Genomic DNA, 13,576 nt, shown 5'->3' with positions numbered 1-13,576 from the left:
ATCAGGTGGTTGTTGTGAGAAAGGCAGTTCAGTTCGGAGCAGGTAATATCGGACGAGGTTTCGCGGGGCAATTATTCAGTGAGTCCGGGTTCGAGGTAGTGTTTGTTGATGTGGTGCAGGAACTGGTGGATTTGATTAACCAGTGTCGTTCATATCCGATCAGAATGGCATGCGAGAAGCCATGGACGGTTACTATTGAAAATGTCCGTGCAGTGAGCGGACTGGATATACCGGCAGTGGCCGAAGAAATCAAGACAGCAGATTTGATGTGCACAGCCGTTGGCGTAAATGTGCTGCCCAAGATCGCTCCGACTATAGCTGCCGGAGTCAAAGCGCGTGCCGAAGCCGGTGTCGAGAAACCGATCAATATAATCATATGCGAGAACCTTCAGAATATGGGTCCATTCCTCAAGGGTGAAGTGAAAAAGGCTCTTGCCCAGGAGTACCATGCATACCTGGAGGATAAGATAGGGTTTGTGGAGAGTGTGGTCGGGCGGATGGTGCCGGTTATGAGCGCCGAGCAGAAGCGTGAGGATCCTCTGTTGGTGATTGTCGAGCCATATAAGCATTTGCCGATATCAAAGGCCGCCATCAAGGGTGAGTGGTTCGATATAGCAAACATCGAACCAGCGGGCAACTTCCAGAGTTTTGTGGACCGCAAGCTCTACGCGCATAATGCGGGTCACGCGACTGCAGCCTATCTGGGTTATATGAAGGGGTATAAGTATGTCTGGCAGGCTATGGATGATGAGCAGATAGCCAAAGAGGTTCGTGCTGCTATGGAAGAGACCGGCAGGGCACTGGTAAAGAAACATAGTCTGGACCCGGTGGCTCATCAGGCGCATGTAGACGACTTGCTCAGCAGGTTCGCGAATGCTGCACTTGGCGACCAGGTCGCCAGGGTTGGGGGAGACCCTATGCGCAAGCTCGGTCCCAATGATCGGCTCGTGGGCGGAGCAAAGCTGGTTGAGGAGTGCGGATTCTTTCCCGAGCATATGAGCAGGGCGATAGCCGCAGCGCTTCTATTCGATTTGCCGACCGACCCCACAGCGCCGAAAGTGCAGCAGATATTGAAAGAGCGGGGAGTGGCAGGTGCGCTCAATGAGATAAGCAAACTGCCGGAAGACTCGCAAATTACAAAAGAGGTTATCAGACAATACAACGATTTCAAGTCAAAAAGTTGAGGAGTGACGAAGTCAAAAAGTGAATGCATGATTTTCGACTTTTTGGCTTTGCGACTTTCCAACTTTTCGACTCAAATAAATAGAGGGGTTCTGTTATGTCTTACATGCTCGAAGAAATCCATGCTCAGCCGGATGTGGTCAGCAAACTGGCCAACGAAGAGCGTGGCGCAGCAAGCAATCTGGCTGCGGAAATAAAGCAAAGGGGAATCGATCTTATCCTGATTGCCGCACGCGGCACGTCAGACCATGCCGCCATATACGGCAAATACCTCATCGAAATTAACAACGGGATACCCGTTGCGTTGGCTGACTGCTCCGCATTCACTCTATATCAGGCGAAAATGAAACTGGACAGGGCACTGGTCATCGGTATATCTCAATCTGGTGAAGCCACCGATGTCGCCGAATACCTTGAGGAGTCCCGCAAGATGGGCGCTCTCACATTGTCGATTACAAACGAGCCGGGCTCGAAGTTGACCCAGATCGCCGATCATACTCTGCTTTGCCATGCCGGTAAAGAACTGGGTGTGGCCGCAACCAAGACATACACATCCACACTTGCGGTGCTATACCTGCTGAGCGCTGCTCTATGTGGTGACAGCTCCTGTATGGATCGACTGCATGTCTGTGCGGACGCCATGCGACAGGTGCTGACGATTGAGGACTATATAAGCGATCATGCAGAGCGCTACAGATATATGCAAGACGGATATGTGATTGCGCGCGGGTTCAATTATTGCACGGCGCTGGAAGCGTCGCTGAAGCTGGCCGAGACATGTTATGTCGGAATGCTGGGCTATTCGGCGGCGGATTTCCTTCATGGACCGATCGCGGCTGTGCATGAGAATGAGGCATGTTTCCTCATCGCTCCTCCAGGCAAGACGTTTGACGGTATGAAGGATATAGCCGCACGTCTTAAAGACCGCAAGGCGGAGATGGTTGTTATCAGTAGTGAAGACGACATTCTGCAGATGGCGACACGGCAGTTCAAAATTCCTGTACAAATCGAGGAAGAACTCAGCCCGCTGCTATATATATTGCCCAGTCAGATGCTTGCATACTATCTGGCTAATGCGAAGGGATATGATCCGGACAGGCCGCGAGGGCTGAGCAAAGTGACACTCACTATGTAGAAAACACGTCAGAAGCGCCGGTCCAGCAGTTTCACAATCTGCCTGTTTTGGGAAAAACATCTACAATGCTTTAAGCAGGCGGGTAGGGAGGTTGTTGCAATGGCGACGATTGCTGTCGTGTTGTTGAGTGGGCTGGTGCTTCTGACAGGTATTTCCATATACAGCGCTTTGATGCTGTCCAAACGAACTGATGAGATGGTGGCAGACATAGATAGTGAAGATGAATCGCCGTCACCTCTGAAAGTACACTTTCCAGACTCGGTGATGCGGCAGAGCGATATCAGCTAGACTGTTTGCTGCGCTTCCTGCGAAACTCCGTGGTGACCATGACCAGGCTGATGAGAGCACAGAGATATGCCGGCCAGTCACCTGAGCGTGTGTATGGCGTGAGCATATCCAGCGGCTGGATCTTACCTGAAACCATCCCCTGTTTGAATATACCGAGGTCGGCTTGCATCCGTCCGTATGGATCAATGATGGCTGATATGCCTGTTGCAGCGCCCCGCACGATATAGCGCCTGTTCTCGACTGCTCTGAGTTGAGACATCATCAAATGTCCCTGAGCGGCTGACGTGTGCTCGAACCATGCATCATTAGTGATGACGAACAGTGCACGTGCACCGTTTTTCGTCTCATTTCGAGATATATCGGCAAACAGCGACTCGAAACAGATGCTTATCCCGATCTTACCGATATTGGTCTGTATCAGGTTATGTGACTCGCCGGGCAGGACGTCCTGGTCACGGATGCCATAGCTGCTCAAGAACGGCAGATAATCTCTCAACGGCACGAACTCACCGAACGGCACCAGCCTCACCTTGTGATATGTTCCCAGGTTTTCGCCGCCGGGTCCGTAGCACAAGGCGCTGTTATAGTAGAGTGGATTGTGTGGGTCGGACGAAGGGGCATATGCGCCTATGATATAGGTCGCATTGCTCTTCTTCGCTAGTCCTGAAAGGATGCCACCCCAGGTATAATCGGTTATCGGTGTAGGCAAAGTGGTCTCAGGCCATACTATAATCTGCGCGCCCTCATCGACGGCCTTGGCGCTCATGGTAGAGTATGTGACATATGTGTTGGCGAGATAGTCTATGTTCGGCACAACGTCTTGATCGACATTGCCCTGGATTATAGCGACTTTGGTGCTTGGGCGCATTCGGGGCTCCGTGCGTATTATGGCGCTGCCGACAGTCCAGACCGTCAGTATACAAATAAGTGCAATCGCGGCTGCGCCTGCTCGTCTCTTAGATTTAGAAACTATGAATTCAGCCAGAGACACATTGACCAGGCAGACCAGAAAGTCTATGAGCCAGGGTCCGGCCAACGAGGCGAGCTGGATGACTGTATGACTTGCTGCTTGAGTGTGCGCAAAGCTGCCCCAAGTGAATGCATATGCGCCCAGTGAGCGCAGCCACTGCACAGCAGTCCATGCTGCAGGCACAAGGATGTATCCCAACGGACCTTTTCTCGAAGGTGCAAACCTGGCAGCCATAGCTGAGAATACGGCGAAAAATACCGACTCTATTATGGTGACCAGAGCCCATGGCAGATAGCCGAATATGGATATCCAGTAAAGTATCGTGCCGAAGTATACCAGCCCGGCGGCAAAACCATAGATGGCGGCTTGACGGGTATTGGATTTATGGACTGCGATAAGTAGAGGCGCGAGTCCAGCCCATGCCAGAGGCCATATTCCCGGCCTGGGCATTGCCAGGGCAAGGAGAAAGCCGGATATTATTGCTAATAAGAGGTTACGTTTTTGCATTCTTTGCGCTATAATTGCTCCATAAGGTCATGAATATACGTCATATTGCATCATTCATAATCTGCATTACTATTATATATACGCTGAGCGGTTGTGCAAAGTACCCCACGGGAGCAGTGACAACCGGCAGGCAATTGGTAATCACGCTCAGGGTTCGCGGTGAAGTGAGCACCACAGAATCGGTGTATCCGGGTCTGGTGCACCACTATTTTGTTGCAATCGATAATGACAATGACTCCACGACAGGACCTCTGGGCGCATTTTATTCGCCATATGGCGGCACCGGTTGGGTCACCTCACAGGACGCCGAAAACAGCGTCGGTATGACATCGTTCATTGAATATGACGCCGATAATCCGGACGGTTACCTATATGGCGTGCTCTCCGGCAGTTATTTCCTGAACCGCACCTCTCCACAGCCTCTGATCAGTTCGGAGCTTCAGGATGGTGGATCCGCAATTGTATTTGTGATCGACTTCAGTCAGATCGAGACGACCGCCATTCCAGCCGATGAGATTACACAGCTGGATATAAACTTTATCACCGCAAATGCTCTTCCCACAAATGCCGGCCAGGTTGTCAATGGGCGCGAGATAGACGGTCTGGGTCCTGCCGGGCAGGATTACATCACTATTTCCACTATTACGGATCAGACATTCTCAGGCGATGACACGGACTCACCGAACCTCACCCCGACGGATTCCGGTCTGGATATCGAATCCTGGCAGATTGAAGTGCAAACAGTCTCATCGGGGTAGGATTGCATCCCAGGACTATGGTGAGGCTCCATGTGTCATTCCCAGCTTGACCGGGAATCCAGGAACCGTCACCACGATGAAAGCAGGGACTCTGGATTCCCGCTTTCGCTGGAATGACACAAGCTTGCTTACTCTTAATAGGATTCACCCTTTGGGTAATCTGGTTGAAGCAGTACAGTTTTGTGGGGGCAAATATGGCTCGGCGGGCTCATTATTGGGAGGACAAAGCTCCTACTGATCCGAAAATTCCCAGATAAATGAACTCTCCCATCTGGTTTGACTGACTATATGCGTTTTCGATATAATGCTACGGTTGAATGATACGGAGCATTGCGGCGATAATATGAGCGAAAACGATCTCAAAGAGGCTTACGTTGAAAGCCTCTTTTCGTCTATTGCTTCCAAGTATGATCTGCTCAACAGTGTCTTGAGCTTGACACGTCATAAGGCGTGGCGGCGGTTTGCTGTCTCGAAGTCCGGGATGGCGCAGGGTGGCAATGCGCTCGATGTCTGCTGCGGCACGGGAGATTTCGCGTTCGAGCTTGCCCGCAGGGCAGGGGAGTCAGGTCATATCGTTGGTGTGGATTTTTCGGCTCCGATGATCGAGATTGCGAAGAATAAGGCTAGACATGCTGGTTTTGGCAATATAGATTTTATTGTCGCGAATGCATGTGCGCTGCCGTTTGCTGACGATACATTCGATTGTGCAACGGTAGGCTTTGGACTCCGCAATGTGGCGGACCTGTCGAAAGCGCTTGGTGAGATGACGCGGGTGGTAAAGCCCGGGGGCAGGGTAATCAACCTTGAAATCAGCCATGTGCGCTCACCGCTGTTGAGGCCGTTTTGGAAACTGTATTTTTACCGTTTGACACCGTACACAGCATCGCTGTTCCATGCCAGGCGCAGCGCATATGAGTATCTGCCGAATTCCGTGAAGTCATTTTTGTCGCGTGAAGAATTGGCCGAACACATGGAGTCGAGCGGGTTGTGTGATGTGAGATATTATGACCTCATGTTCGGCGCTGTATGTGTGCATGTTGGTGTCAAAGCATGATTGTATGGTGTATATGAGTTTCGGTTTATCGTTGTAATGGGAGGGCGAAGCTCCTGCTGAGCCATTACATAGAATTTGTTTGGAGTCATTGATGAACGCTCGTGTTTTGAATTCGAGAAGCGAAAATTTGCATCCCGGGTGGACGAGTCCTATCGCGACTGAGTTGGACCAGGTCGAGCGGATCATAGAGTCCTCAATAAGGTCAGAGGTCTCAGTGGCGTTTGACCTCTCCATGCATCTCTATTCAGCGGGCGGAAAACGTATACGACCGGCACTTGTTCTGCTTAGTGCACTGGCATGCAATAAGGGTGTCGATATTGACCGGGTCGGAAGTCTGGCGGCGGCAACGGAACTGGTTCACATGGCTTCACTGGTGCATGATGATGTGGTCGACGAGACGCATGAGCGCAGGGGCACGAGCACTGCAAACAGCACCTGGGGCAACAAGCTGAGCGTCTTGGGCGGTGACTTTCTGCTCTCGAAGGCATTTTCTCTGCTGGGAGCGAATGGCGACGTCGAAATATTGCGGACACTCTCCTCAATGGCAGTGGGTATGGCGGAAAGCGAGATGCTCCAGGCGCAGAGTGAGGGCAGCGTACAGGCGTGGCAGCGCAACTATGACAAGATAATCCAGGGAAAGACCGCATCATTTATGCGCGCATGCTGCGAGTGTGGTGCGATACTGGGTGGAGCAGATAATGAACAGCGCAAAGCCCTTACAGAATACGGTATGATGCTCGGACATGCTTTTCAGATCACTGACGATATCCTGGATATAGTCGGTGACCCTGTCGAGACAGGCAAAGATGTGGGTTCGGACCTCGTCAATGGTAAGTTTACTCTGCCGGTGCTGATTGCATGGGATAAACCGGAGTTTGGAGAGGTTAAACCGCTGCTTATCGAAAGGCCTCTTACGCCGGAGAATGCGAAAGTAGTTGCTCGCCGGATTGTCGAGTGCGGTGCTGTGGACGAAGCACACGCCTCGGCGCAGAAATGTGTTTCCCGTGCATGCGCCGGACTTAGTGATATGCCGGAATCTGATTACATATGCGCTCTCAGATCACTGGCTGAGTTCGTTATCGGACGTAGAGTCTAAACCTCAATTTATAATCTGTGCTATAATGTATGTGCATTGTTACGTTGGTTTGGCACCTGGCCTGGTTGTTCGCGAAAAAAGTCGGTCCCACTGGTTCACTCGCTTCAAGCCTCGAATACAATAGTATAACAACCGACCAGGAGTATATTGATTGAAATATCAGGACAAACTCTGCGTCTGCCGCGATTGTGGACAGGAGTTCACGTTCAGCGTGCAGGAGCAGAAGGAATTCGCCAAACTCGGCTTTAACCCGCCGACAAGATGTACGGATTGTCACGAAATGCGGACCGCAAGGCGCAGACACAGCCGTGGAGGTGACTGCTCGACACATATCGCCAAATGCTCGATTTGCGGGAAAGACGCGGTTCTCCCCTTCAAGCCATCAGATGATAAGCCAATATATTGCGCCGACTGCTTCAAAGAGCATCTGGCCGCGAAAGAAACGCCAAGGCGAAGGAAATTTGTGCTGCGCAAGGCGAATAAACCGGCTCATGAGGCCGAAACCAAGTCGATTTTCAGCCGTTTCAATTTCGATACTCGCATTGAGCATGCCATTCTGGACGCAGGATATGAAACTCCCACGGCTGTGCAGGCGGCGGCTATTCCTATTGCTCTGGCCGGAGATGACCTCATCGGCACTGCCCAGACCGGCACAGGCAAGACTGCGGCGTTTGTGCTGCCCATTCTCCAGCATCTTCTCGATAACCCGGTGAACACCATGCGCACGAGGACCATAGTCTTGACTCCGACCCGAGAGCTTGCCGAACAGATAAACGAGTCGTTCAAGCAACTGGGCAAGTATGCCGGGATCAAAAGTGCAACTGTCTATGGCGGTGTCAGCATGGTTGCTCAGCAGCGTGCGCTGCGAGGTGGAGTTGATGTAATTGTGGCTTGCCCTGGCAGGCTGCTCGATCATATTGATCGCGGCAACACCGACTTCTCCTGTGTTGAAAAACTGGTGCTCGATGAAGCGGACAGAATGCTGGATATGGGTTTTCTTCCTTCGATCAAGCGCATTATTAAGCGTCTGCCGCGCAAGCGTCAGAATATGCTCTTCTCGGCGACATTTGCGCCTGAGCTTACAAAACTTGCCAAGGATACTCTTAATGATCCAAAGCGTGTGGATGTGGACATCTGTGCCCCCGCGAAAACCGTTGCGCATGCTCTCTATCCGTGCCCTCAGCACTTGAAGACTTCGCTGGTCTTAAAGATACTCGACAAGACCGATATGAACTCAGTGCTGATATTCACTCGCACAAAGCATCGCGCAAATCGTGTGGCTGAGCAGATCGTGAGGGCGGGTTACGGAGCATCAGCGCTGCACTCGAACAAGTCTCAAAACCAGAGACAGGCTGCTCTGGACGATTTTCGTCTGGGTCGATGCCAGATACTGGTTGCGACCGATATTGCGGCGCGCGGGCTGGATGTGGACAGCATATCGCATGTAATCAACTACGATATCCCGGATACGGCTGACACATATATCCATCGGATAGGGCGTACGGGCAGGGCGGAGCGTGAAGGCGATGCGATCACATTGATAACAAAAGAAGACGCAGGTGTTGTCTGGGACATAGAGAAAGCCATCGGCGGACCGATAGAGCGTCGCAAGCTCGATGACTTCGACTACTCTGTGCGCCCGACCACATTAACCGAATTCAAACGCGGTCCCGTTCAACAGGGCAAGCCGAAAGGTCGGAGACGTAATACAGCAGCATCGGTTCGCACTAGCCCGCATTATTCACGAGAAACGTGAATAATGCTCTCAGAGACCCGGATTATGCAGCAAGCGCATAATCCGGGCTAGGCATTAGTCGTCAAATGTGGTGCAGACGCTTTTTTAGTGCGTCCAGCGCTTCCCTTGCTTTGGTGTAGTTCGGATCGATCTCCAACGCCCGTTCGTATTCATACTCGGCTTCAGATGATATTCCGCTTGCCTCATATGCCTGAGCTATGTTGTAATGAATACTCGCAACACCAGGGGCAATCTGCTCTGCAGTCTTAAATGCTCCTATCGCGGCATTATACCGCTCCTGCGACGCATATGCCACGCCGAGATAGGTAAATGCCTTGTGATTTTCGTGGTCCAGATGAGTTGCGGCCTCCAGCTCTTCGATAGCTGTCTCGATGTTGCCTGCCTTGAATGCATCAACACCGAGCATGTAGTGTTCCATTGCTTCCGCCATTTTGGGTCACCAATGGTAAGTAGTAATGGCCATGCGCCATCCGGTTTCAAGTATAGCCGAGGCTGTATTCACTGTCAACGCTTGGAGTTGACGAAATGGCATCATTATGAGTATACTTGTGAGAGTGATCGGGAGGATTCAATTACAATGGATAAGTTGCAAATCGAAGCGAATTACCGCTCTGATATGAGTAAAGGTTACACCAAACAGCTCAGACGCAATGGTTTTGTGACCGCAAACGTCTTTGGTCACGGCGCGGAATCTGTGGCGGTTGAAGTCAAACTGCAGGATCTGCTGGACCAGATCAAACAATCAGATACAGGTGTCAAATCTCTCATTGATCTCAAGATCAAGGGCGCGCCGAAAAAAGTGGACGGCACGGTGATTATAAAGAACTATATCAAGGATCCGCTGACACGCAAGCTCCTTGATGTGCAGTTCCAGCGCATATCGATGAAGGAAAAGGTTCACGTTGGAGTGCCGATCGAGTTGATCGGAGAAGCACCCGGTGTCAAGAACGGCGGTATACTTGAGCAGATGCTCGATGAACTGCCCGTAAGCTGTCTGCCGGGCGATATTCCGGCAAAGATCGATGTGGACATCAGTGGGCTTGAAGTGGGTAACCACATCCGCGTTGACGAACTGGCTGTCGGTGAAAGTATCGATGTACTCGCCGACCCTGAGGCGCTGGTTGTCAATTGCAGGGCTCCTCATATTGTTGTGGAGGAAGAGGCCGGAGCGGCTGAAGAGGAAGCTCCGAGTGCTGAGGCTGCTTCGGAGACAGAAGCCTAAGCAATTTACGCTAAGTAAATTGCAAGAGTCCGTATATGCTATAGTACAATCTCTAATACACGTTTATGGGCGTAATTTACTTAGCATTAGATTATTGGCAAATGATTGCGAATGGGGAGCCGAGAGGCTTCCCATTTTCGTCATGCAGCGATGCCGAGTTCCGGTTCCTGGTTGTTTTTCTTCTCCATCGCGCTTGCGATAGCGGGGGCAGCCGCTCCGGCTATTATGCTGAGCAGTCGGAGGCGCTGCCTGGTAAGTAGTTTGCAATCCTCAAAATAGAGATTTACGACCCCAATGGAATTATTGCGGACCACCAGTGGCAGCGATACCGCGCATCCATCATCAGAGGCGACCATTCTCCACGGAATAAACTCCACATCCACGAAGACGTCATTGGCCACCTGAACCTCCTTTGTGAGGAATGCTTTGGCGGTGTGTCCGGTATGAAATCCCGGCCAGCGGTTTTCCGACATAACAGGATACTTCTTTCCTATTGCTCCAGGGCAATCCGCAGGACCGCGAAGTGCATACAGTTCCAAATTGTAACCCGTCTCATCGACAAGGTAAACAGCAGCGACTTTGACGCCGAGCTGTTCTTGATGCGTGCGAGCATATAGGTCCAACAGGTCATGCAAGGTGCCGGTGCCGACAACCGACCATGACACCTGGTGCAGAGCATCGAGTTCTTGGAGCCTGTCCTGTGCTTCCCGCTGCATTATGGCATTCTGAATACAAAAGCCGCACATGATGGCCAGCCATGATAGTGATTCAAGTATCAAGCTGATTATGGACCAATCGTCAAATCGTGTGGTCGATACCATACGAAAGGCCAGAGAGACTATCAACGGAATGAATGCAAAACATATCATTCCTGCCATGCGGTCGTTATTTGTATATGTGCGGCGGAAAAAACCGATAAGCGTGACAAGATAGAGCACGACTGCGGCAAGTCTTGTGAGCATTCCCGCTGCCAAAAACGGTACGGAACCCTGTTCCATGGTTGAGATATAAGTGTTTAAAGGACCGTCAATTACATAAGGCACTGCTATGAGCGGCCCTACTAATACGAGTAGACATACAAGCAGTGATTGGACCAGTGCGCTGCGCCGAGTACCTGTTTTGCATGTCGTGTTGACATATGCAGAACATGCGAATAATATGCCGGAAATAGTCCATGCCGCAGACGACACCCAACCGGCGGAAAGTGATCCGGGCATTCGTATATCCAGGATGATCTGCAGGGCATGGCCTTCAGCTATGGTAATAAATGCAGATGCAAGGATGAGGTGTCGAAGTTCGCAGTTGAGAACGAATCTGGCAAGCAGGTAAGTGGCGCCGGCAAATCCAACGCAAGCTCCCGCGGCAAGCATTAGTGTTGATGAGTTCCCTAAAGCATTCAAATAGCCGGCAGGCAGCACCATTTTTGCCGCAATTGATAATACTGTGGTCAGCAGTATCCCCGCAACAAGACGACGATATGTGGTCCTGCTCGATGTGATTTGTTCGAACAGAGATTCTGCGTTTGGATTAGTGCTCCTTATGCCTTCGGTTACTACCAACTTACTCACCTTCTGGTGAGACTTGAATATACCACTGCTGGGAAGAGTGGTACTTTTCATTACTGCCCCAACTTGTATTTTTGGCAGTTTTGCTATAGAGCTTAATGTTTGAAAGAAAAAAAACTGCTAATTTTCGTGACAAATCGTCCGCATACTGTCTTGCCGTAGCGCAATATGGATGTAATAAATATTTTGGTAGGCATTGGGCGCCAACTGCCGATAATCCATATGTGAAGTATGCTATATACGATTGGAGATGAAGTATGAGCGGCAAGCAAAACACAATATCAGTGTGTATGATCGTACGTGATGAAGAAAAGTATCTGCCCGAGTGCCTCGAAAGTGTGAAGGGATTTGCGGACGAGATAGTGGTCGTCGATACCGGCTCGACTGACAAAACCATCGAGATTGCCGAGTCGTATGGCGCGAAAGTCTATCACTATGAGTGGAACGATAACTTCTCCGATGCCCGCAACAAGTCGATAGACATGGCTACATGCGACTGGATATTCATACTCGATGCCGATGAACGTCTGGACGAGCAGTCAAAGTCCGTGATCCGGCAGGGCATAGATGAGGGCAAATACGATATCTTCAGCATATTTCAATCCAGTCGATGCCGCGATTATTCCGATGTGGAGACGAACTATTATAACAGTGAGACCATTCGCATATGGCGCAAGTGCCCGTCGATCCGATATGAAGGCAGAGTTCATGAGGCTATCTCCAACAATGGTGATGTGAATGTAGACGGCGCGACGATCAACGCTGTTATTTATCATGAGGGCTATCTGCCCGAGATCATAGAGCAGAGACATAAAGATGAGCGCAATATTAAACTGATGCAGATCGAGCTGGATAATAATCCAGACAGTCTGCATTATATCTTCCATATGGCAAAACAGCACCATACCAGTCGTAATTACGAGCAGGCTCTTGCCTACTTCAAGTCAGCCGAAAAGCTCCTGTCGCCCAAGCACAATAAACTCGCGACCAGCGTCTACAGCTATATTGCCAGCATAAATTGCACATTGGGCAGATGCAAGGAAGCGCTTGATGCTCTGGATCAGGCGGAAAAGCGCGGTATTAAGCATCCTGAGATATCATATAACAAAGGCAGGACGCTGCTGATAATGGGAAGATATGAGGAGGCTCTCGACTGCTTCAAAGAGGCTATCAATGTAAAGCAACGTGCGAAATGGGGTGACCTTTCGGTCTGCGACTACAAGGCCGACTGGGGTACGAGCGCCGCACTGCTGGGACTCAAGAAATTCGACAAAGCCATCGAGAAGGCAAGGCAAGTTCTTGAGAAGAACCCGGACTATCACCCGGCGCACATGGTCCTAATTCAGGCATATCTGGCCACCGGCCAATTGGATGCGCTTGGCAGTCTCCTGCTTTCAATGCGGAAATTTGACCAGAACACTCTGAACACGGCGCACAGAGTTATAGCGGCGTATGAGTCTCAAGGTCGAATCTCTGAGGTGAGAGACATATGTCGGCATATCGTCGAGTGTGGTCATGACAGCGCCGATATCCGGTTCAAGCTAGGTGTTTGCGCTGAATCTCAGGGAGAGTTACCTGATGCAGAGATTCATTATAAGTGTGCAATAGAACTCGACGACAAATGCGTTGAAGCATACAATAACCTGGCTCTGCTTTATGCGCAAAATGGTCTGGTCTCCGAAGGGTTGGATATGCTCTCGGATGCTATTGATAATCGTGCCGACTATGCAAACACGTATTTCAATGCCGGAGACATACTGTATGCAATCGAGCAATATTCTACCGCAGCCGATATGTACCAGGCCGGATTGCTCAGGTGTCCCGATCATGCTCCGGGCTATTTCACATTGGGCAATTGCTATTACCAGATGTCCGCATTTGATGCGGCTGTGCTTGCATATAAGCAGGCTCTGGTGCTGCGACCTGATTATCCTGAAGCAGCAAACAACCTTGCTCTTATCGTGAAAGCAGCCTGATATCTGTAGACAAGATCAAAAGCAACACGCCCGGTATATTGTGTCGGGCGTGTTGCTTTTGCACGTA

Annotated in this window: 12 protein-coding genes; 9 read left to right on the top strand and 3 right to left on the bottom strand. The window is 50.7% G+C overall.

Annotated features, from left to right (window positions below; genetic code table 11):
• The first annotated feature begins 14 nt into the window (after positions 1–14).
• The 3 genes from LLG46_11630 to LLG46_11620 all read left to right on the top strand — a co-directional run bounded on the left by LLG46_11630 (position 15) and on the right by LLG46_11620 (position 2,605).
• Positions 15–1,184, top strand: coding sequence for a mannitol-1-phosphate 5-dehydrogenase (locus LLG46_11630; protein MCE5323950.1), 1,170 nt, complete (start codon positions 15–17; stop codon positions 1,182–1,184).
• 95 nt (positions 1,185–1,279) lie between these two features.
• A complete protein-coding gene (locus LLG46_11625; protein ID MCE5323949.1) occupies positions 1,280–2,317 on the top strand; it encodes an SIS domain-containing protein in 1,038 nt (345 codons plus the stop codon).
• Between the two features lie 99 nt (positions 2,318–2,416).
• Positions 2,417–2,605, top strand: a complete 189-nt coding sequence (locus LLG46_11620) for a hypothetical protein (GenBank protein MCE5323948.1) — start codon at positions 2,417–2,419, stop codon at positions 2,603–2,605.
• On the opposite strand, the gene lnt is transcribed toward LLG46_11620, so the two are convergent.
• Positions 2,598–4,082 carry an apolipoprotein N-acyltransferase gene (gene lnt / locus LLG46_11615; protein MCE5323947.1) on the bottom strand — a complete coding sequence of 495 codons (1,485 nt, stop codon included), beginning with the start codon at positions 4,080–4,082 and terminating at the stop codon, positions 2,598–2,600. The two genes, LLG46_11620 and lnt, sit on opposite strands and share 8 nt — an antisense overlap.
• A 29-nt stretch (positions 4,083–4,111) precedes the next feature.
• Here lnt and LLG46_11610 point away from each other — a divergent pair, with 29 nt between their 5' ends.
• The 4 genes from LLG46_11610 (at position 4,112) to LLG46_11595 (ending at position 8,746) form a co-directional block, all read left to right on the top strand.
• Complete coding sequence (locus LLG46_11610; protein MCE5323946.1) at positions 4,112–4,840, top strand: hypothetical protein; 729 nt, start codon at positions 4,112–4,114, stop codon at positions 4,838–4,840.
• A gap of 343 nt (positions 4,841–5,183) precedes the next feature.
• The gene (ubiE, locus tag LLG46_11605; protein ID MCE5323945.1) at positions 5,184–5,894 is read left to right on the top strand and encodes a bifunctional demethylmenaquinone methyltransferase/2-methoxy-6-polyprenyl-1,4-benzoquinol methylase UbiE; all 711 of its coding nucleotides are present in this window, start codon (positions 5,184–5,186) and stop codon (positions 5,892–5,894) included.
• A gap of 91 nt (positions 5,895–5,985) precedes the next feature.
• On the top strand, positions 5,986–6,990 hold the full coding sequence (locus LLG46_11600; GenBank protein MCE5323944.1) for a polyprenyl synthetase family protein: 1,005 nt from the start codon (positions 5,986–5,988) through the stop codon (positions 6,988–6,990).
• A gap of 151 nt (positions 6,991–7,141) precedes the next feature.
• Positions 7,142–8,746 (top strand): DEAD/DEAH box helicase, encoded by a 1,605-nt coding sequence (locus tag LLG46_11595; GenBank protein ID MCE5323943.1) that lies wholly within the window; start codon positions 7,142–7,144, stop codon positions 8,744–8,746.
• Positions 8,747–8,807: 61 nt separating this feature from the next.
• Here LLG46_11595 and LLG46_11590 read toward each other — a convergent pair whose 3' ends face one another.
• Complete coding sequence (locus LLG46_11590; protein ID MCE5323942.1) at positions 8,808–9,176, bottom strand: tetratricopeptide repeat protein; 369 nt, start codon at positions 9,174–9,176, stop codon at positions 8,808–8,810.
• A gap of 147 nt (positions 9,177–9,323) precedes the next feature.
• Between LLG46_11590 and LLG46_11585 the strand changes: the two genes are divergently transcribed.
• Positions 9,324–9,968, top strand: a complete 645-nt coding sequence (locus LLG46_11585) for a 50S ribosomal protein L25 (protein MCE5323941.1) — start codon at positions 9,324–9,326, stop codon at positions 9,966–9,968.
• A gap of 140 nt (positions 9,969–10,108) precedes the next feature.
• Here the strand turns inward: LLG46_11585 and LLG46_11580 are convergent, their stop codons facing one another.
• Complete coding sequence (locus LLG46_11580) at positions 10,109–11,587, bottom strand: GAF domain-containing protein (GenBank protein MCE5323940.1); 1,479 nt, start codon at positions 11,585–11,587, stop codon at positions 10,109–10,111.
• 203 nt (positions 11,588–11,790) lie between these two features.
• Here LLG46_11580 and LLG46_11575 point away from each other — a divergent pair, with 203 nt between their 5' ends.
• Positions 11,791–13,509, top strand: a complete 1,719-nt coding sequence (locus tag LLG46_11575; protein ID MCE5323939.1) for a tetratricopeptide repeat protein — start codon at positions 11,791–11,793, stop codon at positions 13,507–13,509.
• Positions 13,510–13,576 lie beyond the last annotated feature (67 nt).

The organism is bacterium, assembly GCA_021371935.1.
Lineage (GTDB): Bacteria > Armatimonadota > UBA5829 > UBA5829 > UBA5829 > UBA5829.
The sequence above is the reverse complement of the archived record's forward strand: the minus strand, read 5'-3'. Positions and strand labels throughout refer to the sequence as shown.

Bases quoted from the DNA above. Each gene is read 5' to 3' on its own strand.
- LLG46_11625 (MCE5323949.1), top strand. From the start codon at position 1,280: ATGTCTTACATGCTCGAAGAAATCCATGCTCAGCCGGATGTGGTCAGC.
- LLG46_11620 (MCE5323948.1), top strand. From the start codon at position 2,417: ATGGCGACGATTGCTGTCGTGTTGTTGAGTGGGCTGGTGCTTCTGACA.
- lnt (MCE5323947.1), bottom strand. From the start codon at position 4,082: ATGCAAAAACGTAACCTCTTATTAGCAATAATATCCGGCTTTCTCCTT.
- LLG46_11610 (MCE5323946.1), top strand. From the start codon at position 4,112: ATGAATATACGTCATATTGCATCATTCATAATCTGCATTACTATTATA.
- ubiE (MCE5323945.1), top strand. From the start codon at position 5,184: ATGAGCGAAAACGATCTCAAAGAGGCTTACGTTGAAAGCCTCTTTTCG.
- LLG46_11600 (MCE5323944.1), top strand. From the start codon at position 5,986: ATGAACGCTCGTGTTTTGAATTCGAGAAGCGAAAATTTGCATCCCGGG.
- LLG46_11590 (MCE5323942.1), bottom strand. From the start codon at position 9,176: ATGGCGGAAGCAATGGAACACTACATGCTCGGTGTTGATGCATTCAAG.
- LLG46_11585 (MCE5323941.1), top strand. From the start codon at position 9,324: ATGGATAAGTTGCAAATCGAAGCGAATTACCGCTCTGATATGAGTAAA.
- LLG46_11580 (MCE5323940.1), bottom strand. From the start codon at position 11,587: ATGAAAAGTACCACTCTTCCCAGCAGTGGTATATTCAAGTCTCACCAG.
- LLG46_11575 (MCE5323939.1), top strand. From the start codon at position 11,791: ATGAGCGGCAAGCAAAACACAATATCAGTGTGTATGATCGTACGTGAT.